Origin of the sequence: Rhodococcus sp. IEGM 1370, from assembly GCF_033142325.1 — a bacterium.
Taxonomy (GTDB): domain Bacteria; phylum Actinomycetota; class Actinomycetes; order Mycobacteriales; family Mycobacteriaceae; genus Rhodococcoides.
Window position 1 is genome coordinate 125,390 of sequence record NZ_JAWLRY010000004.1, and the last position, 19,670, is coordinate 145,059.

General features: G+C 65.0%; 21 protein-coding genes. 12 read left to right on the forward strand and 9 right to left on the reverse strand.

The annotated features are described in order from the left end of the window. Positions 1 to 165 precede the first annotated feature (165 nt). Positions 166 to 684 carry a pyridoxamine 5'-phosphate oxidase family protein gene (locus R4P47_RS08860; protein ID WP_300517512.1) on the reverse strand — a complete coding sequence of 173 codons (519 nt, stop codon included), beginning with the start codon at positions 682 to 684 and terminating at the stop codon, positions 166 to 168. 76 nt (positions 685 to 760) lie between these two features. Between R4P47_RS08860 and R4P47_RS08865 the strand changes: the two genes are divergently transcribed. The 8 genes from R4P47_RS08865 (at position 761) to R4P47_RS08900 (ending at position 9,126) form a co-directional block, all read left to right on the forward strand. Beyond that, entirely contained in the window at positions 761 to 1,189 is a 429-nt protein-coding gene (locus tag R4P47_RS08865; RefSeq protein ID WP_300517509.1) for a DUF1707 domain-containing protein, read from the forward strand. A 71-nt stretch (positions 1,190 to 1,260) separates the two neighbouring features. Beyond that, positions 1,261 to 2,580 (forward strand): glutamate-1-semialdehyde 2,1-aminomutase, encoded by a 1,320-nt coding sequence (hemL, locus tag R4P47_RS08870; RefSeq protein WP_317784559.1) that lies wholly within the window; start codon positions 1,261 to 1,263, stop codon positions 2,578 to 2,580. Between the two features lie 52 nt (positions 2,581 to 2,632). Then, positions 2,633 to 3,295, forward strand: coding sequence for a histidine phosphatase family protein (locus R4P47_RS08875; protein ID WP_068046369.1), 663 nt, complete (start codon positions 2,633 to 2,635; stop codon positions 3,293 to 3,295). Beyond that, positions 3,288 to 3,875, forward strand: coding sequence for a TlpA disulfide reductase family protein (locus R4P47_RS08880; protein WP_317533436.1), 588 nt, complete (start codon positions 3,288 to 3,290; stop codon positions 3,873 to 3,875). The genes R4P47_RS08875 and R4P47_RS08880 overlap by 8 nt, the downstream gene beginning before the upstream one ends. 8 nt (positions 3,876 to 3,883) lie before the next feature. Beyond that, complete coding sequence (locus R4P47_RS08885) at positions 3,884 to 4,693, forward strand: cytochrome c biogenesis CcdA family protein (RefSeq protein WP_068046420.1); 810 nt, start codon at positions 3,884 to 3,886, stop codon at positions 4,691 to 4,693. Beyond that, positions 4,690 to 6,309 carry a cytochrome c biogenesis protein ResB gene (locus R4P47_RS08890; RefSeq protein ID WP_317784560.1) on the forward strand — a complete coding sequence of 540 codons (1,620 nt, stop codon included), beginning with the start codon at positions 4,690 to 4,692 and terminating at the stop codon, positions 6,307 to 6,309. Before R4P47_RS08885 ends, R4P47_RS08890 begins: the two co-directional genes overlap by 4 nt. Positions 6,310 to 6,312: 3 nt before the next feature. Further along, positions 6,313 to 7,278, forward strand: a complete 966-nt coding sequence (gene ccsB / locus R4P47_RS08895) for a c-type cytochrome biogenesis protein CcsB (protein ID WP_094670925.1) — start codon at positions 6,313 to 6,315, stop codon at positions 7,276 to 7,278. Between the two features lie 576 nt (positions 7,279 to 7,854). After that, positions 7,855 to 9,126, forward strand: coding sequence for an AAA family ATPase (locus R4P47_RS08900; RefSeq protein ID WP_411567315.1), 1,272 nt, complete (start codon positions 7,855 to 7,857; stop codon positions 9,124 to 9,126). A gap of 13 nt (positions 9,127 to 9,139) precedes the next feature. Here the strand turns inward: R4P47_RS08900 and R4P47_RS08905 are convergent, their stop codons facing one another. Further along, positions 9,140 to 9,337 (reverse strand): hypothetical protein, encoded by a 198-nt coding sequence (locus R4P47_RS08905; RefSeq protein ID WP_317784562.1) that lies wholly within the window; start codon positions 9,335 to 9,337, stop codon positions 9,140 to 9,142. Positions 9,338 to 9,473: 136 nt separating this feature from the next. Next, entirely contained in the window at positions 9,474 to 9,689 is a 216-nt protein-coding gene (locus tag R4P47_RS08910; protein ID WP_037187021.1) for a BldC family transcriptional regulator, read from the reverse strand. Positions 9,690 to 9,887: 198 nt separating this feature from the next. On the opposite strand from R4P47_RS08910, the gene R4P47_RS08915 reads away from it, so the two are divergent. Beyond that, positions 9,888 to 10,241, forward strand: coding sequence for a DUF4229 domain-containing protein (locus R4P47_RS08915; protein ID WP_082899469.1), 354 nt, complete (start codon positions 9,888 to 9,890; stop codon positions 10,239 to 10,241). Then, positions 10,238 to 11,320: a PLP-dependent cysteine synthase family protein gene (locus tag R4P47_RS08920; protein ID WP_269595751.1), complete on the forward strand. Its 1,083-nt coding sequence runs from the start codon at positions 10,238 to 10,240 to the stop codon at positions 11,318 to 11,320. The genes R4P47_RS08915 and R4P47_RS08920 overlap by 4 nt, the downstream gene beginning before the upstream one ends. Before the next feature lie 6 nt (positions 11,321 to 11,326). On the opposite strand, the gene R4P47_RS08925 is transcribed toward R4P47_RS08920, so the two are convergent. From R4P47_RS08925 to R4P47_RS08935, 3 genes are read right to left on the reverse strand one after another with little or no spacing between them, the layout of a single operon-like run. Then, positions 11,327 to 11,638 (reverse strand): hypothetical protein, encoded by a 312-nt coding sequence (locus R4P47_RS08925; protein ID WP_317784563.1) that lies wholly within the window; start codon positions 11,636 to 11,638, stop codon positions 11,327 to 11,329. 5 nt (positions 11,639 to 11,643) lie between these two features. Then, positions 11,644 to 14,103: an aminopeptidase N gene (gene pepN, locus R4P47_RS08930; protein ID WP_317784564.1), complete on the reverse strand. Its 2,460-nt coding sequence runs from the start codon at positions 14,101 to 14,103 to the stop codon at positions 11,644 to 11,646. A gap of 25 nt (positions 14,104 to 14,128) precedes the next feature. After that, positions 14,129 to 15,511: an HNH endonuclease signature motif containing protein gene (locus R4P47_RS08935; RefSeq protein ID WP_317784565.1), complete on the reverse strand. Its 1,383-nt coding sequence runs from the start codon at positions 15,509 to 15,511 to the stop codon at positions 14,129 to 14,131. A 150-nt stretch (positions 15,512 to 15,661) separates the two neighbouring features. Between R4P47_RS08935 and R4P47_RS08940 the strand changes: the two genes are divergently transcribed. Together R4P47_RS08940 and R4P47_RS08945 are read left to right on the forward strand one after the other, a co-directional pair. Beyond that, positions 15,662 to 16,057 (forward strand): nitroreductase/quinone reductase family protein, encoded by a 396-nt coding sequence (locus tag R4P47_RS08940; protein ID WP_317784566.1) that lies wholly within the window; start codon positions 15,662 to 15,664, stop codon positions 16,055 to 16,057. Positions 16,058 to 16,101: 44 nt separating this feature from the next. Further along, positions 16,102 to 16,482 carry a phage holin family protein gene (locus tag R4P47_RS08945; protein WP_037187032.1) on the forward strand — a complete coding sequence of 127 codons (381 nt, stop codon included), beginning with the start codon at positions 16,102 to 16,104 and terminating at the stop codon, positions 16,480 to 16,482. Here the strand turns inward: R4P47_RS08945 and R4P47_RS08950 are convergent. The 3 genes from R4P47_RS08950 to R4P47_RS08960 form a co-directional block, all read right to left on the reverse strand. Beyond that, positions 16,479 to 17,348 (reverse strand): 1,4-dihydroxy-2-naphthoate polyprenyltransferase, encoded by an 870-nt coding sequence (locus R4P47_RS08950; protein WP_317784567.1) that lies wholly within the window; start codon positions 17,346 to 17,348, stop codon positions 16,479 to 16,481. The two genes, R4P47_RS08945 and R4P47_RS08950, sit on opposite strands and share 4 nt — an antisense overlap. Before the next feature lie 47 nt (positions 17,349 to 17,395). Then, entirely contained in the window at positions 17,396 to 18,652 is a 1,257-nt protein-coding gene (locus R4P47_RS08955; RefSeq protein WP_317784568.1) for an Hsp70 family protein, read from the reverse strand. Positions 18,653 to 18,846: 194 nt separating this feature from the next. After that, a complete protein-coding gene (locus tag R4P47_RS08960; RefSeq protein WP_317784569.1) occupies positions 18,847 to 19,626 on the reverse strand; it encodes a PIG-L family deacetylase in 780 nt (259 codons plus the stop codon). Positions 19,627 to 19,670: the final 44 nt, after the last annotated feature.

Consider the following 19,670-nt stretch of genomic DNA (forward strand, 5'->3'; position numbering starts at 1 on the left):
CCGCACTGTTGCACATGACCGGACCGTGGCAGACGACCGGAACATTGTCGGTGACAAGAACGTCGTCGGCGACCCGAATGTGGCGGATGACCGGAACATCGCCGGCGATCGGAACGTGCTGGGCGATCCGGACGTGCCCCCGACGGCACCCCGGCACAAGCGGAACTAGTCGGTCGAGTTGTGCGGTAGTTCGAGCTCGACGACATCGTGCTCGCCCAGGTTCGGGCGCTCGTTGGTGATCTTCGCCTTGGCGTAGGCCAGCAGGTTCGACACCTTCGAGCCGGGCGTGGACCAGTACTCGGCTCCCTCGGCGGCCACATGGATCAGAGCGACCTCGCGCGAATCGGGGTTCTTCTCGAACCATGCCGCCGCCCGGGTGTTCCACAGCTCCTCGGCCTTGGTGGTGTTCTCGACCACCGCGGCCGTGCCGGACAGCGACACCCAGCCCTCACCGGACTGGAACGAGACGTTGACCGTCGGGTTAGCCGCGATATCGGCCACCTTGCGGGAGTCGTGGGCGGCGAAGAACCACAGGTCGCCGTCGAACTCGGCTTCCTGCAGCGCCATCGGGCGCGAAATCAGGTGGCCGTCTCGGCCGACGGTGGTGAACATGCACAGTCCGGCTTCGGACATCAATTCGGCGACTTTGGATACGCCATCAGCGCCGTTGTCTGTATTTCTCATCCAAACCGACTACCCGGTGTTCTCTCTGCCCAACCTATGAACTGGCAGAACGGACTTCGTGGTGAGGAGCCTGCGGATGGCGAAAAATCTCGACAGGAACGATCGACCGGATCTCCGCGTGAGCAACGGCGAGCGTGAGGATGCCGCAACCACGCTCGGCGTAGCCATGAGCGAAGGGCGCTTGACCCTGGTCGAGTACGAGCAGCGGCTGGACGCGGTGTGGGCGTCGACCACCCGCGGCGATCTGGCCGAAGTGATGCACGACCTGCCGGGCGTCGAACTGCCGGGAACGAAGGACGTCGACCGTTCCCGGAGCGAGTGGCGCGAGTACCTCGACGAATGGCGCTGGTGGCTCGGTGGCGCAATCGTCATGAACGGTATCTGGGCCGTGCAATGGATCTCCGACGGAGAGCCGAACAATTACTGGCCGCTGTGGCCACTGGGCATCTGGGGTGTCATTCTCATCGCGATGGCATTCATGCCCGAGGACAAGCACGACGACTGACGCAACGCGTAGCCGATGGATTATTACGCCCTGTAGTTGGCGATTTCGCCGAACCTGGGACACTGGAAGTCGTGACTGTTTCTCCCGGCGACGACGCCCCCGTATCTGCCCAACTGTTCGCCCGCGCGAGCGCGGTGATTCCCGGTGGCGTCAACTCGCCGGTGCGGGCATTCGCATCTGTCGGCGGCACGCCTCGCTTCATCACGCAGGCCAGCGGATACACGATGACCGACGCCGACGGGAAGTCCTACGTGGACCTCATCTCGTCCTGGGGTCCGATGATCCACGGACACGCCCACCCGGCCATCGTCGAGGCCGTCCAGAAGGCAGCCGCAACAGGCCTGTCTTTCGGTGCACCCACCGAGCGCGAAATCGAACTCGCCGAGGAAATCGTGCGTCGCGTCGGCCCCGTCGACCAGGTTCGCCTTGTGAATTCGGGCACAGAGGCCACCATGAGCGCCGTGCGCCTGGCCCGTGGATTCACCGGCCGAACCAAGATCCTGAAATTCTCCGGCTGCTACCACGGCCACGTCGACGCCCTCCTGGCCGACGCCGGCTCGGGACTGGCCACCTTCGGGCTGCCGACCTCCCCGGGAGTCACCGGCGCACAGGCGTCGGACACCATCGTCGTTCCCTACAACGACCTCGCCGCCGTCACCGCGGCCTTCGAGGCCAACCCCGGCCAGATCGCGTGCATCATCACCGAGGCAGCCGCAGGCAACATGGGAGCAATCCCGCCGGTCACCGGCTTCAACGAGGGACTGCGCCACCTCGCGACCGAGCACGGCGCACTGCTGATCATGGACGAGGTGATGACGGGATTCCGCGTCAGTGCCTCCGGTTGGTACGGCATCGACGGAGTTGCCGGTGACCTCTACACCTTCGGCAAAGTCATGTCCGGCGGATTGCCTGCCGCCGCATTCGGCGGTCGAGCAGACGTGATGGCCTACCTCGCGCCCGCCGGACCGGTGTACCAGGCAGGGACGCTCAGCGGTAACCCCGTCGCCGTCGCTGCCGGATTGACCAGCCTGCAACTGGCCGACGCAGCCGTCTACGAGAAGCTGCAGACCAACTCGCAGCGACTCGGAACACTGCTCGGCGACGCCCTCACGGCCGAAGGCGTCACCCATCAGGTGCAGTTCGCGGGCACTATGGTGAGTGTGTTCTTCGCCGATGGACCCGTCACCGATTACGCGCAGGCCAAGGCCGCGCAGACGTGGCGATACCCGGCGTTCTTCCACGCCTTCCTCTCTCGCGGCGTGTACCCGCCGCCGAGCGCGTTCGAGGCTTGGTTCGTCTCGGCTGCTCTCGACGATCGAGCCTTCGAGATCATCGCCGACGCGGCCCCGGCCGCTGCGAAAGCAGCGGCCGCCGCCACCGCTCCTCAGTGACGTCTGCACCGAACTGATTGCCCACCCGACTAGCGAGAAACAGGACCCCGACGTGACCGAGGCCCCCGCAACACATCCGCACTCGACGACGCGCACCATCGTGCACGTCCTCCGGCACGGCGAGGTGCACAACCCCAAGGGCATCCTCTACGGGCGGTTGCCGGGCTTCAAGCTGTCGGTGACGGGCCAGGCTCAGGCCAGGTCGGTCGCGGATGCGCTCGCCGGCCACGACATCACCCACGTCGTGGCATCGCCGTTGCTGCGCGCACAGGAAACCGCCGGACCCATCGCCGCAGCGCACGGCCTGACCATCGCCGAGGACGAGAACCTCATCGAAGCAGGCAACGAGTTCGAGGGACTGCGCGTGGCCGTGGGCGACGGTGCACTGCGTAGGCCCCGGCACTGGTGGAAGCTGCGCGACCCGTTCACCCCGTCCTGGGGCGAGCCGTACCTGCAGATCGCACACCGCATGCTCGCCGCGGTCAACGCGGCCCGCGTCGAAGCCGTCGGGCACGAAGCCGTCTGCGTCAGCCACCAACTCCCGGTGTGGACACTGCGCCGCTTCCTGCAGGGCGACCGGCTCTGGCACGACCCGCGAAACCGTCAATGCGGTCTCGCGTCGCTCACCTCGTTGGTCTACGAGGGGGACCAGCTGGTCGACCTCGTCTACTCCGAGCCCGCGGGAGCATCCGACCCAAGGATTTCCGGTGCGTAGGTTTCTGCTGGGTGTGGCAGCAGCGGCCCTCGTCGCGGGTTGCTCCACCGGCACCGACGCGGTGGCGCAGGGCGGAACCTTCCAGTTCGTCTCACCGGGCGGACAGACCGACATCTTCTACGAGCCCGACGAGCGCGGCACCATCGGCGAGCTGTCCGGGCCCGACCTGATGACCGAGGGCAAGACGACCTCCCTGTCGGACTACGACGGTGACGTCGTCGTCCTCAACGTCTGGGGCCAGTGGTGCGGACCGTGCCGCGGTGAAGCCGACGACCTCGAAGACGTCTACGAGGCCACCAAGTCCTTGGGCGTCGAATTCCTCGGGATCAACGTGCGCGACGAGTCGCAGACCGCCGCGCAGGACTTCGTCGTCAGCAACAACGTCAGCTACTCCTCGATCTACGACCCGCCCATGCGCACCCTGACCGCGCTCGGCGGCGTCCCCACCTCCGTCATCCCGACGACCGTCGTGCTCGACCGGCAGCATCGCGTCGCGGCAGTGTTCCTGCGCGAACTGCTCGCCGATGACCTACGGCCCGTCGTCGAACGCGTCGCAGCCGAGGAGCCAGTGCAGCCGTGACCGAGACGATGTACCTCGCCGGGATAGGCGCGAGTTTCCAGGAAGCTGCGGCCTCCGGGCCGCTCGTCCTGGCCCTCGGAGCCTGCGTCCTGGCCGGGCTCGTCTCGTTCGCGTCGCCGTGCGTGGTACCCCTGGTGCCCGGATACCTCTCGTACCTCGCCGGAGTCGTCGGAGCCGACGCCCCGGCCGTCAGCGCCGACGAGGCAGCCGTGAAGACGAAGGTGCGCAGCGGGCGGTTGCGCGTGGCCGGAGCGGCGGGTCTGTTCGTCCTCGGATTCACGGTGGTGTTCGTTCTCGCCACCGCATCGGTGTTCGGAGCGATCTCCGTCCTGGCGATCAACCGCGAACTGCTCATGAGGATCGGCGGCGTCGTCACCATCGCGATGGGCCTGGTGTTCGTGGGACTGATCCCCGCGCTGCAGCGCGACGTGCGCTTCGAGCCGAAGCAGATCGGCTCACTGGCCGGAGCGCCACTGCTCGGTGGCGTGTTCGCGCTCGGATGGACACCGTGCCTGGGGCCGACACTCGCGGGCGTCATCTCACTCGCCGCAGGGACCGACGGCACGACGGCAGCGCGGGGCGTCGTTCTGATCGTGGCGTACTGCCTCGGTCTCGGCTTACCGTTCGTGATCCTCGCGTTCGGTTCGGTCAGCGCGCTGCGTGGCGTCGGCTGGCTACGTACACATGCACGACAGATACAGGTGTTCGGCGGAATCATGTTGATAGCGGTAGGAATTGCACTGGTCACCGGTGCCTGGGATCAATTCGTCGGCTGGGTTCGCGACGCCTTCGTCTCCGATGTGGTGTTGCCGATATGACCACCGACATCGAAGAGCGCACCGAGGCATCGCCGCCGCGCAAGCAATCCGTGCTGGGCAGGGGAGCGGCGCTGGTCCGTAACACCTGGCGCGGCCTGACCAGTATGCGAACCGCGCTGGTGCTGCTGTTCCTGCTGGCCTTCGCCGCGGTACCCGGTGCCCTGGTGCCGCAGCGCAGCCTCAACGCCGGCAAAGTCGACGAGTACATCGCCGACCGCCCGACCCTCGGCCCGATCATGGACAAGCTCGAACTGTTCGACGTCTTCGGCAGCTTCTGGTTCACCGCGATCTACGCGCTGCTGTTCATCTCGCTGATCGGCTGCATCCTGCCGCGCTGCATCGAGCACGCGAAGCAATTGCGCACCAAACCCGTTCGCGCGCCCCGCAACCTCTCCCGACTGCCGCACCACAGCCGCTACGACGTCGACGGAACACCGGAAGAGATCGCCGCGCAGGTACGCACCCAGTTGCGCGGTTGGCGCGTCGCCCAACGAACCGAGGACGGCGGAGCAGTGACGCTGTCGGCGGAGAAGGGCTACGTCCGTGAACTCGGAAACCTCGTCTTCCACCTCTCTCTCGTCGGACTGCTCGCCGCAATCGCCATGGGCAAGCTGCTCGGGTACGAGGGCAACCGCATCGTCATCGCCGACGACGGCCCAGGCTTCTGCACCTCGACCCCGGCCAACTACGACTCGTTCCGCGCAGGCAACCTCGTCGACGGCACCGACCTCGAACCACTGTGCGTGCGCGTCAAGGACTTCAGAGCCGACTACCTCGACACCGGCCAGGCCGAGATGTTCACCTCCAACATCGAATACCAGGCAGGGCAGGACCTGACGAACAACGTCTGGCGCGACGACCAACTGCAGGTCAACCACCCGTTGCGCGTCGCAGGAGACCGCGTCTACCTTCAGGGCCACGGCTACGCACCCACCTTCACCGTGACGTTCCCGAACGGCGAAACCCGCACCGACACCATCCAATGGCAACCGACGGACGCCACGACTTTCCTCTCCAGCGGAGTGCTCCGCGTCGACCCGCCCGGCGGCTTGTACACCGACCCCCTGGACCGGCGAAAGAACCAAATCGCCATCGAAGGACTGTTCGCGCCGACGGCGTCGTTCCACGGCAGCCTGCTGTCGTCGAGCTTCCCCGCCATGAACGACCCCGCAGTCGCCATCGACATCTACAAGGGCGACACCGGCCTCGACACCGGACTGCCGCAGTCGATCTTCTCGCTCGATCAGGAAATGATCGCCCAGGGCAGGCTCGTGAAGCAGGACCGCGTCAACCTGATGCCAGGAGAATCGGCGACGCTGAGCGACGGAACGGTCGTCACCTTCGACGGAGCGAAAGAATTCGTCAACCTTCAGGTCTCACACGACCCGGCCCAGACCTGGGTGCTCGTCTTCGCACTCACGATGATGGGCGGACTGCTCGTCTCACTGGTGATCAAGCGTCGCAGAATCTGGGTCCGACTCACCGCCGACGCCCAAGCACGACGTACTGTAGTAGACCTCGGCGGACTTGCACGCACCGATCAGGCGGGGTGGGGCGAAGAGTTCGACCGCCTGTGCACCCGCCTGCTCGGCGACACCTCGAAACAGGAGAACTGACCGATGCCGATCAACGAGACCCTCTCGCAGTACAGCGACTGGTCCTTCGAATCAGCGTTCACCATCTACGTGCTCGCATTCGTCCTGCTCATCGCCCAGTACGCCTCCGCCAAGGCCACGGCCGCTCAGGCGAAGGAACTCGTCGGTGCCGGTGCGCCGGTGGCCCAGTCGCGACCGGGACTGGTTGTCGAAGCCCCGAAACGACCGCTGTCCGAGCGACTCGCAGGCATGGGCTTCGCCCTGCTCGCCCCGGCTCTCGCGCTGCACATCGCCTCGGTGGTGCTCCGCGGGTTCGCCACCCACCGCTTCCCGCTCGGCAACATGTACGAGTTCGTCACCATGGCCACCGCAGCCGCCGCCCTCACCTCCGTGATCGTGCTGCGCAAGAAGACCATGCGCCCGATGCTCGTGTTCGTTCTCGCACCGATCATCGTGCTGATGTTCTTCGCCGCCACCAAGCTCTACGCCGACGCCGCACCCGTCGTCCCCGCGCTGCGCTCCTACTGGCTGCCCATCCACGTCACCATCGTCAGCGTCGGCAGCGGCATCCTCCTGGTCTCCGGCGTCGCCTCCCTGCTGTTCCTGCTGCGCATCAAGCAGCCCATCGGCGAGGAAAGCGTTGGGTTCTGGGGCAAGTTCGCATCCAAGCTGCCCGACGCCCAGGCCCTCGACCGACTCGCCTACAAGACGACCATCGTCGCTTTCCCGCTCTTCGGAGCCGGCGTCATCCTCGGTGCAATCTGGGCCGAAGCCGCATGGGGCCGCTTCTGGGGCTGGGACCCCAAAGAGACGATGTCGTTCATCACCTGGATCATCTACGCCGCCTACCTGCACGCCCGCGCCACCTCCGGATGGCGCAACACCCGCGCCGCCTGGATCAACATCGCCGGATTCACCGCCATGCTCTTCAACCTCTTCATCATCAACATGGTGGTCTCGGGACTGCACAGCTACGCGGGACTGAACTAGTTCTCGGCCGCTAGCAGCCTCCGCGCGAGACTGTCAGCTGGTAGCGTCCGATCCGGCTCGATGGGGGACACATCCGAGCTCGGATCTTCGATGTGGGACGCGAACTGGGGGGAATCGGTCATGGCCGATCGGCACGAGAACAACTGGCAACCCGTCCGGCCATTGGACGACGACGTTCCCGAAGAACACGTAGCTCGCCCCACTGAATCCGAGCCGGTCGGTGTCGTAGGGGCGGCGGAGGCCACACTCGCACCGCCGCGGGAACCCTTCAGATCGACCCCCATCACGATGCCGCCCGAAAGCATAGGCAATTCGCCCGTGCCGCAGCCCGAGGCCGCCCACGCATCGCCGCCGCTTCCCGGGTCGCGGGACGGTGAAGCCCACGGTGGCGCAGGTGGTGAGGCGGCGTCGGTCGCGGTGCCACCTGCCGGGATCGACAAGACCGTCGTCGCACCACCTAAGCCCGTGGAACCGCCGACGACTCCCGTGGCACCGACCGTGAAACCGATTCCTTCACATGCGCCGCCCGTCGCATCAGGGCCGCCGCCGTCCCAGAATCCGGTGCTGCAGAATCCGATGCCGCAGAACCAAGGTGGGCCACAAAACTATTGGGCTCCGCAGAATCAAGGTGGGCCGCAGAGCTATTGGGCACCGCAGAACCAGGGCGGCCCGCATGGGCAATGGCCGTCGGAGGGTCACTGGAATCCCCAGAATCAGTGGAACGGTCAGAATCAATGGGGGCCTCAGCCCGGCCAGTGGCCTGGGCCGGCGCATCAAAATCAGCAGCATCAAAATCAGCAGTATCGGGGTCAGCCTCAGCAGGTTCGGCAAGGCCCGGGTGACGCGTTGATCGCCGCCCCGGGAGCGGTACCGACCGTCGGCCCGAGTCGGTCGGATGAGCAGCCGGTGCCCTCGCTCGATCTCGGCAGTTCGTTGCTCGTCCGATCAGGGAATGCGCCGCCGGTGGCAGGGTGGCGTCGGGCGCTGTATCTGATGTCGCGTGGTCGTCTGAATGTGGGCAACAGTGCCGCTCAGCAGCGACGCCTGGTTCTGACCGCGGAGGTGGATCGGCCTCTCGTCGGGTGTCATCGCGTCGCGGTGCTGTCGCTGAAAGGGGGCGTGGGCAAGACCACGACGACGGCCACACTCGGCTCGACGTTCGCCGAGATCAGGGGTGATCGGGTGATCGCCATCGACGCGAACCCCGATCGGGGAACGCTGGGGCAGAAGGTGCCGGCCGAGACGACCGCCACCGTCCGTAATCTGTTGCGCGACATCGAGTCTCTGGACCGTTACAGCGACGTCAGGGCTTACACGTCGCAGAACGTGCATCGACTGGAGGTGTTGGCGTCCGATTCGGATCCGGCGGCTTCGGAGGCATTCAGCGGTGAGGATTACGATCGCGCCGTGTCGCTGTTGGAGAAGTTCTACAGCATCGTCATCACGGACTGCGGCACCGGTCTGATGCACTCGGCCATGGAAAGCATTCTCGAGGGAGCCGACACACTGGTGGTGGTCAGTTCGGGCTCGGTGGACGGCGTGCGGAGCGCGTCGGCGACATTGGATTGGCTCGATGCGCACGGCTACCGCGAATTGGTCGCCACATCGGTCGCCGTGGTCAACGGCGTTCGGCCGAGAGCTGGAAAAGTGGACCTGCACAAAGTTGTCGAGCATTTCGAGCAGCGGTGCGCTCGAGTGAGAACGATTCCGTTCGACCCACATCTCGAGGAGGGGGCGGAAATCGAACTGGATCGTCTTCGCGGGCGCACGCGGAAGGCACTGTTGGAAGTCGCGGCGGCGGTAGCGGCAGGTTTCCCCGACGCGCCCACCGCTGCCCACCGCAACTGAGAACTACCGAACCCTATTCACTGGGTTCGGTGCCTGCCTCGGTCCCGTCTTTCCCTCCGCGGCGAGCTTCACGGTTGATTCGCCACAGAAAATCGGGATCGTCATCGGGTCCGACAGTGCGGGTGGGTGGAGCCTGTGTGCTGGGTCCGAATGCCTTCCAGAACAGCATGATGACTGCCACCAAGCCGATCAACGCCAATAGATAGATCACGACGCACCTCCTACTACGAGGGTAGCCGCGATGCAACACCCTCCGCACCCGTCGAGCGTCGAAGATTCCTGAGAATGTTCGATGAGTTCGAGCGGGTGCGGAGATCGAGGGTATTTCGTACGTCAGGACGTCCGAATCAGTGGTGTGCGCCGGCTTCGGTGGTCAGAGAGGTCAGCAACTGCATGACCTCGGTCTCGCGGAATCGACGGTGCCCGCCCGGAGTGCGGAGCGATCCGAGGCGACCGGCGTGTGCCCAGCGTGTCACTGTCTTGGGGTCGACGTGAAAAAGCGCGGCTACCTGACCCGGCGTGAGAAGTGAGTCCTGAGCCTTGTGAAATGTGGGTGCGCTCATCTGTCGTGTCCTCCTACGATTCGGTTCGGTGCATATGCGTCGAACCGGAGATATCGGTCTGCTGCGTTCGAACCCCATGGTTGCACTCGAACCCCTAGGTACTCGACTGATACAAGGTTGGTAAAGGGGAGGTAATGGACAAATCGGTCACGCCGGGGGTGGGTCGAGGTGCTTGCCGAGCCCGGTAACCTGGGACCCGTGAGTGACGCGACGAACGCCGACAGCAGCGAACCTACCAGCGGAAACGGCGCGAAAGGTAGGTCGGCGAAGAAGTCTCTCGCCGTGAACCTGGGTGTCTACACCTTCGCCCGCCTAGCGCTCGTCATCGTGATCGGCGCACTCATCGTCGGCATCGGTTTACTGTTCGGCGTCGAGGTTCCGGTACTCGTCGCCGCGATTTTCGCCGTGCTGATCTCGCTACCGCTGTCGCTGCTCCTGTTCAAGAACATGCGCATCCGCGTCAACGAGTCCATCGCAGCAGTCGACGAGGACAGGCGCACCGCGCGTGCTGATCTGCAGTCGAAGCTGCGCGGTGAAGACGGCAAGAAATGACCAGGACGGTCGATCACTCGGGGTCACGGGCATGGGTCGACAATGCAGTCCGGTTGATCGAGGCCGATTCCCAGCGGAGCGCCGACACACACCTGTTGCGATACCCCCTTCCCTCGGCCTGGGGAATCTCGCTGTACCTCAAGGACGAGTCGACGCACATCACCGGCAGCCTGAAGCATCGACTGGCTCGGTCGCTCTTTCTGTACGCAATCTGCAACGGATGGGTCACCGAACGCACCACGGTGATCGAAGCCTCGTCGGGCTCCACTGCCGTCAGTGAGGCCTATTTCGCCGGACTGCTCGGACTGCAATTCGTCGCCGTGATGCCTCGGAGCACCAGCCCGGCAAAGATCGCACTCATCGAGTCCCATGGCGGGAGATGTCATTTCGTCGATCAGCCCGGCGAGATGTACACCGAGGCGCATCGACTCGCGGCCGAGCCGGACAGCCACTACATGGACCAGTTCACGCACGCCGAACGAGCCACCGACTGGCGCGGAAACAACAACATCGCCGAGTCGATCTTCGACCAACTTCGGCTAGAGGAATGCCCCATTCCAGACTGGGTGGTCGTCGGTGCGGGGACCGGAGGGACCAGCGCCACCATCGGCCGGTACATCCGATATCGCAGGCATGCAACGCAATTGGCGGTTGTGGACCCCGAGAATTCGGCGTTCATCGGCGGCTACGAGTCCGGAGACGCGTGCTACGAGACAGGGTTGTCCTCCCGCATCGAGGGCATCGGCCGACCGCGCGTCGAACCCTCGTTCGTAGGCCAGGTGATCGATCGAATGATCGCAGTGCCCGACGCAGCCTCCGTGGCCGCCGCACGATTCACCTCGGACGCACTCGGTAAACGAGTGGGCGGATCGACGGGCACCAACATCTGGGGTGCCTTCGGATTGATCGCGGAAATGATCGCAGCAGGCCGCAGCGGGAGCGTGGTGACTCTGCTGTGCGACGGCGGAGACAGGTACACGCAGACCTACTTCGACGACGCCTGGGTTTCGAGCCAGGGTATGGATCTCGACGAACCGACCGCAGCCCTCGAAAAGTTCGTTCGTACCGGGGTGTTCTGAGGAGATCTACTTGCTCACCGCCATCGACGCCGCGGCAGTTGCAGCGGCGACGGTGACGACCGCCGGCCAGGCACCGATCTTCTTGGCCAGCGGGTGCGAGGCACCGAACGCGACGAGATAGGTCCCGAGCAGCACACCGGCGCGGGCCGAGCCCGAGGATTTCTGCCACCGGGTCGTGCATGCCACACCCGCAGCGGCCAGTACGGCTCCGCCGAGCTGACGGTTGTGCGACTGCCGGGCGACGGCGAAGCCGCCGAGCAATCCACCGGCAGCGAGTGCGGACGTGGCGATCGAGCGTCGAGTGTCGTTGGTGGCCATGATCATCACCCTAGCCGCGCCTGCACCCGCAGGCTCCTCGCCAGGTGGTCTCGTTGCTCGATTACCAAGCGCCGCAGGGCAGCCGGTGCCCACTCGTGCTCGGCAAGCCAGCAGTCCGCGGCCGCCGTCGACGACTGCTGAGGGAACAGGCGGACGACGATTCGCCGTGCGATTTCGATGCTGCGCGAGGTCCACAACGACGCGATGGCTTCGAAGTAGCGGTCGTTGTATGCCTGCGTCAGGTCCGGCCGGTGCCCGGCCCCGAAGCCGGTGATGAAGGCGTCGAGAACATCGTTGGACGCATCGTCGCGCTCGGTGATGGCAGCCCACGCCCTTGCCTTGACCTCGGCGTCGGGTATCGCCGTCGACGCCGCCGTGTGTGAGGTGCGTCCAGACGACGTGTTGTCGGAGGCCAGCTCTGCATCGAGCTCGGCCGAGGTCGCGTTTCCGGTCGCGGCCAGAGCCAGCCACAACGACCAGCGCTGGTCGGGATCCAGGCGCAGACCTGGCACGGTCGACGTGCCGTCGAGAAGTGCGCGTAGGTCGGCTGCGCGGGAGCCGTCGAGTTGGGCCGCGGCCGCGGTGGCTCGCGCCCACACCAACTGGGTATCGCTCCCTGGCTCACTCGCATGCAGCTGCGTCCACGACGCCTCGAGCCACTGCCGAAGGGGTTCGCGCCGTCGGTCCTCCGGGAGGTAATGCTCGAGGGCGTACGCCACATTGGCCGTGACTGCGGACAACAGACCGATCTTGGGCTCATTCGGTGCGAATCTGGTTGCGATGTCGATGTATTCGAGTGCAGACAGCTCGGCGTCGCGGGTGGAGTTCCACAACGCTGACCACACCAGGCCCCGGGCGAGAGGGTCGACGATGCGATCGAGGTGGTTTCGCACGGTGGTACTGGAGCGCTCGTCGAATCGGATCTTGGCGTATGTCAGGTCGTCGTCGTTGAGCAGCACCAGCGCGGCCTCGGGAAGGTCGACCGGCGTTCGTTCCTCGGCGATGTCGAGTTCTCGTCGGTGGGTTCTCGTCAGATTTCCGGCTTCGTCGAGGTCGTAGAGCCCGACGGCAATTCGGTGAGGCCGCGGGTCCGTCTGCTCGATGGCATCGCCGGTGTAGCTGAGCGTGGAGACGCCGGTGGTCTGCAGCCATGCTGCAGCCCAGGTGTCGAGGTCGCGTCCGCTGGCGGTCGACATCTCGCTCAGCAGGTCCGTCAGAGTCGTGTTTCCGAAGGCGTGCGCGCGAAAGTAGTTGCGGGAGGCGGCGAAGAAGGCATCTGCGCCCACGAACGCCCCGAGTTGCTTGAGGACGCTCGCACCCTTGGCGTAGGTGATGCCGTCGAAGTTGAGCTTCGCGGCCTCGAGATCGGTGATGTCGGCGACGATCGGGTGGGTGGTCGGAAGTTGGTCCTGCAGGTACGCCCACGCTTTTCGTCGGTTGGCGAAGCTGACCCAGGCGTCGGTGAATCGGGTCGCTTCGGCCGATGCAAATGCACCCATGAAGTCGGCAAAGGATTCCTTGAGCCACAGGTCGTCCCACCACTGCATCGTGACGAGGTCGCCGAACCACATATGCGCCATCTCGTGCAGGATCGTGTTCGCGCGGGCCTCGTACTGGGCTTCGGTTGCCGCAGAACGGAATACGTACGACTCGGTGAACGTGACGAGGCCGGGATTCTCCATGGCGCCGAGGTTGTACTCGGGGACGAAGATCTGGTCGTACTTTCCGAAGGGATACGGGTAGTCGAACTTGTCGTGAAAGAAGTCGAGGCCCCGTTTCGTGATGTCGAAGATGTCCTCGGCATCGAAGTACTCGGCGAGAGACGCCCGGCAATAGGCACCGAGGGGGACAGTGAGTTCGCCTTGCGTCCAGGATGATCGGACGCGGTGATACGGGCCGGCCGCAACTGCGGTGATGTAGGTCGAGATCGGCAGGGTCGGCGCGAAGGTGGTGACCGTGTCGGCCGTGACTCCCTCGCGGTTCGACAGTACGGTCCACGTCGGCGGAGCCGTGACAGTGAGAGTGAAGGTGGCTTTCAGATCCGGTTGCTCGAAGTTCGCGAACACTCGGCGTGCATCGGCCGGCTCGTACTGCGTGTAGAGATAGACGTTGTCGTCGACGGGATCGACGAACCGATGGAGTCCTTCACCCGACCGGCTGTATCGTCCGCGCGCGCGAATCCGCACGATATTGTGCTCGGTGAGCCCGACCAGTTGAATCCGTGAGCCGTCGTAGTCGACCGGCGTGTCGATACCGTTGACGGTCACTTGGTCTACTGCCGCACCGATGAAGTCCACCCAGGTCGCAGCGGTGGTCGCGTCGAATTCGATGGTCGTCACGGTCTCGAAGGTGTCGAGGTCTGCGTCCTCTGCGCGCAGGAGATCGAGGTGAACGCGGTACTTCACCCCGCCGATGTGGCGCGATCGCCTGCGAGTTTCGGTCCGGGTCAGATTCGCGGTGCTCACCGAACCAACCCTAGGCGATCGGTTTTCACAGGGTCGGCGCGGTGAAGTAGTGGTTTCCGAGAGGGTCGACGATATGCAGGACTCCTTCCGGGAGTAATTCGGTGCGCCAGAGTTTCCGTGTTTTGAGGTTGTGGTGGAGCCGACAGCGCGGGCCGATGTTCGTCCGGATCGTCCAACCCCCTCGCTCCGGATTCTGTCGATCGAACTCGACGATGTGGTCGAGGTCGCATCGCTCCGAAGGCACGTTGCAGCCAGGATGCAGGCAGTACGGATGTTCGGCGCGAACCTGCGCGGCAAGGGCTCTGCTCGGCGCATAGGTCAGTGCCCCCGGAGGCGGAATCGCCATGCCTCCGTGGCCGTCGGGGTGTAGGGCGTGGACGCCGCGAGGGTTGTTCTCGACGATGGCACGCCAGCGTTCGATCAACGTCCCTCCGCCCGGTCTCGATCGAGTCGCTGTATCGGGTGGCGGTGCGTCGGGTCTTGGTGCGTCGGGTGCTGGTGAGACGGGTGGTGGTGTGTCGGGTGGCAGCGGGCCCGTCAGTGCCCTGCCCAGGGGCTCCCTTGTGGGGCGCTCGGACCCCGGCCGTGCGGAACCCGAACCCTCGGTGGCTGTTTCACCGGTGGCGTCGGCATTCGCATCCGAACGGTCGGGCATTACTGTCACCGGCTCACCGTGTTCGGGAGTTTCGGCATCCGCTACGTCACCCCGAGAGGTCAGGCACGTCGAGCACCCGCACAGCAGTGTCTCGCCGCGCATCAGCGCGGTCTGTGCGTCGCCCCGTCGTTGATCGTCCGAACGTGGATCCTCGGGGTGCAAACGGGAGACTTCGGCGTCGATACGCGAAAGCTGTTCGTCGGCTTCGCCATCGGTCATCACCGTGGTGAGGCTCGACAGCCCTCGTGCCCGTCGCCGAACCCGGACGCGCTTCTCGGTTCGCGCGGCACGTGTGCGTACTGCGCGGTCCCACTCGGCATCGGCCTCGACGAGCAGTCGGTCGATCTCGCGACCCAGGGGGCCCGGTGCCATCTCTCCGGCAGCTTTGAGAACCTCGGCTTCGATGGCGACGACTGTCTCCGGACGCGCATGAAGCAGATGGTCGTGGATCGTTTTGACTCGCTCTTTGTCGAGTGATCCGTTGATGAAACTGCTCCGTACGAGGGGACGCAGCTGGCGCCACATCTGAAGCTTGTTGTGAATGGCGGCGAAGGTGGACGACAATGCCGCAGCCAGTTCGCAGATCGCCGAGCTGTACAGATCCTTTTCGGTCACTCCTGTGTCCCACGGCGAGGCGCATGCCGTTCGGCCGCGAACGTAGTGGTCCATGAGCGCCAGTTCCGATGCGGCAGCGGCGTTTATCGTCCGGCGCGCACCGAGGACGTCGGCGAGCGCAGAGTGATCGTCCGCCATCCACGTCGACTCACGTAGCCCCATGTCACCCCCCAGCGACGAAGGGCCGAACACGTATTCGACCCGTTGCCGAGAAGTGTAGAACCGGGCACCGACAAGTTTTGGCGCCGATGCAGGACGGCGTCTATTCGCAGTGACAACTTCATTTGCATGCAACGCCGCTACGCTCGTCATCACGTGCAGGGCAAGCCCGGAGGCGGCGCAATGAATACCTTTCAGAAGTCGGCAGCAGCGTTCAACAAGATTTTTGTGGTCGTCATGAGGGCACCGGTGCTCGACAGGGTTCTCGGACGGTCGATGGGGATTCTGACCTACACCGGCCGCAAGTCCGGCAAGAAGTTCTCACTGCCGGTGGCATACAAGCGAACAGGCAATCACGTGAAGGTTGCGGTGGCCGTTCCGGACAAGAAGAACTGGTGGCGAAATTTCGAGAACGACGGCGGACGGGTCGATGTCGACCTCGGCGGCGTCCATCATTCCGGCCTTGCCGTGGCGACTCGCGACGATCGTGGGCGAGTAACTGTCGACATCGACTTGGAGCGCTGAGTACGTCGTAGCCGTCGGGCGTTGACGAACCCTACGATGACGCCATGAACTTTTTGATTCGGCTCGTGATCAATGCCGTTGCCATCTGGGTTGCCAAGGAATTCGTGGATGGCATCACTGTCACCAGCTCGGGGCGCGGCGACGGGTGGGACATCGTGGTGCTGCTCGGTATCGCTGCCGTGTTGACGGTCGTCAATGCGTTCATCAAGCCGCTGGTGCAGCTCATGTCGCTGCCGCTGCTGATTCTGACTCTCGGGTTGTTCACTCTCGTGATCAACGCGTTGATGCTGTTGTTGACGGGCTGGCTGTCGTCGCAGACCGGCTACGGCCTCGAGATTGTCGGGTTCGCCGCGGCGTTCTGGGGCGCGATCATCATTTCGATCGTGAACTTTTTGCTGGGCGCGTTCGTTCCCGACAAGCGCTAGGCGAAGGCCAGCGCCACTCCTGTGCTTGCGCCCCAGACGAGCATCGCCAGGCCCGAATCGCGCAGTGCCGGAATCAGTTCGAATCCGTGAGCGCCCTTGCGTACCGGGGAGTTGGCGCGTGCGGCGAAGGGGAGCGCGAGCAGGCCCACCAGCGCCCATGGAGTGCGGGCAATCAGTGCCACCGTCATCGCGAACGGCACCACCAGTAGCGCGAGATGTAGGTAGCGAGTGCGCATGTCACCCAATCGCACTGCCAGCGTGAGCTTTCCGGATTCGGTATCGGTGGGGATGTCGCGGAGGTTGTTGGCGACGAGTACTGCGCTGGAGAACGACCCGACGGCCACTGCAGCCAACACGCCGGCCCAATCGATCTGCTCGGCCTGTACGAACTGGGTGCCCAGTACCGCAACGAGACCGAAGAACACGAACACGGCTATCTCGCCGAAACCGCTGTATCCGTACGGCTTCGAGCCGCCGGTGTAGTACCAGGCACCGGCGATGCAGACGAGTCCGACGATGACCAGCCACCAGGCGCTGGTCGCTGCCAGAACCAATCCGGCCACGGCGCCGACTGTGAAGCAACCGATGGCGGCCTTCTTGACGGCACCGGCGGACGCAGCCTTCGAGCCGACCAGTCTCAGTGGCCCGACTCGTTCGTCGTCGGTGCCCCGGATTCCGTCGGAGTAATCGTTGGCGAAGTTGACGCCGACGATCAGAGCCAACGAGACGACCAACGCCAGCAGCGCCTTCCACCACACTCCTCCGTCCAGCGACAGGGCCGCGCCGGTGCCGACGAGGACGGGGGCGATCGCATTCGGGAGCGTGCGCGGTCGCGCACCTTCGATCCATTGCGCTGTGGTGGCCATGAGCGACGATCTTTCCGTATCTGTCCGACGGGTGAGAACGCGGCCGGTCAGAACGGCAGGCGTGGCAATACCGGCAACGGGATGACGGGCATCTGGACACCGGGAATCTGTGGCAGGGGCACCGTGGGTGCGGGCGGAGGTGCCGGCGGGTAGTAGTGCGGCTGCTGGTACTGCACGTAGGGCGCGGAATTTGCGGCGGCCGGCGCAGGTGCGGTGGTTGTCGGTGGGGGAGGAGGGATGTCGGGAAGCGGTGCCGGCGTGGTCGTCGTCGTGCTGGTACTCGACGGCCTGGTGGTTTGCGACACTGATTCACCGACGCTCGACGGGGTGCTCAGCGGTTGACCCTCGTCGCTGGGTCCGAGTGCCGTGAACAGTCCGATGGCGGCAATGACGCCGGCGATCGGAAGTGCGATCATGCCCAGTCGCGCCAGGGCTGGACGGTGCGAGACGAGGGGCGGCACGTGGGTGGCGTCGACGTGGGCGGCGTGCACCGCGGCACCGCCGGCGACAACGAGCTCGGGCCGGTCCGGGACCACGACCGGTAGCTGCAGGAAGCGTTCGAGGGTGGCCCGGACCAGCGGAATGTTGGACGTGCCGCCGATCGCGACGACGGCGTCGGGGTAGAACTCTGCCTCGCGGCCGAGTCGGCGAACCGTCTCGGCGGCCTGCTCGGTGGAGCGTGCGATGGACAACTCGAAGATGTGCCGCTCGAGGAGGATGTGCTCGCCATCGGGGGTGCTGGTGGTCAGGTGCGAGGACAGCGCTTCCTTGATTCCGCGGCAGAAAGCCGTCAGCGCACTGTCCTCGTCCGGAGATTGGGGCGCACGCACTATGCCGAGTCCGAGTATGTGTTCCCGGACCACCGCGTCGAAGGAGGCACCGCTCATGGCGGTGGTCCGCGCGGAACCGTAGGAGCGGCCGGATTCGACGTCCACGATGTCGACGTCGACACCGGTCTCGCCCGCGTCGAACAGCGCGATCGTCCGGTGGTGGGAGGGGAGCCCCGGGCGCAGGTACTCCATTGCCGCGCCGGTCTTGTCGATGAGGTGGACGTCGGAGACGTACTCCTCGGCCAGTGCGTCGGCGATCTGGGTGCGTTCTTCGGGGGTGCGATAGGCGACGCCGAGAGATTGGGGCGCGTCCGGACTGTCGACGATGCCGCGGACGACGCGCGCGACGTCGGATGCCGTGGGGGAGAACTGCCAGTCGTCGAATGGGGTGCCGTCGGTCCATGCACCGTCTTCGGTGGTCCGCGCCGTGCGAATGCCGCACGTGCCCAGGGACACACCCACTGACGAACGCATCGCTTCTCCGGCCTCTCCATTTCGATGACGGTGTTCGGGTCTGAAGAACTCGCCCTCATGACAGGCGACGTGGACACTGTACCGTCTCGCGGTTTGGTTAGAGGCTCGAAACAATCCGAAGGTCAGCTCTATGGAGTTGCATCATCGATCTACGATCTGGTGGCCGTCGCGCTCGCGTCCGCTGTTCGGCCAGGTCAGAGCGGGAGTGAGGTCTCCGTCAGGCCGACGCCGCCCGTGCCGCGCAGCTTTCGGAACCATTCGGTGCCGAAGGTGGAGGCGAGGTCCTCGACGGACATCTGCAGAAACGGTCCGAAGTCACCGACCTGTGTTTCGTGGGCTTCCATTGCACCCCGTTTCGCGTTCATGACGCTGGAGACGTCGACCACCGTCGTGATCTCGGTTTCCGGCAGACCGAACGTGTCCATGTCCGGCGGTGACGCCTCCTCACCCCAGTGCGGATTGGCCTCCATCAGTCGGCGCATGTGGTCGCGGTTGGTGGTGGTCTCGTAGACGAATCGAGTGTCGGCGATCTCGGTGGCGCGCTTGCCGACGACGTGAACCTGGATGTGGTCGGGGTGCCCGTAACCACCGTTCGGGTCGTAGATCGTCACGACGTCCGCCTGCTCTTCGAGCAATACGTCGGCCAACCGTTGCGCTGCGGTGTCGACGTCGACGTTGCAGAAGGCTTCCGGGTTCGCATTCTCCGGAGTACCGGCCATTCCGGAGTCGGCGTAGTGCAGCCGCACGATGCGGGAGACTCCGAGAACGGCTGCCGAACGATCCAGCTCGACGCGTCTGCGCTCGGCCAGTGTCTCGCCGTCGGTGAGGATTCCGTCTGGAAACTCACCGAGGGCACCGTCGGTCGCGGTGACCAGGACGACGCGGTGGCCGGCATCGGCGGCGAGCCGCATGACTCCGCCGGTGCCGAATACTTCGTCGTCGGGATGCGCGTGGAAGCAGACCAGAACACTCATGCGGTGAATGCTTGCATGTCGAAGAGGGTGCGGCCCAGTCGGCG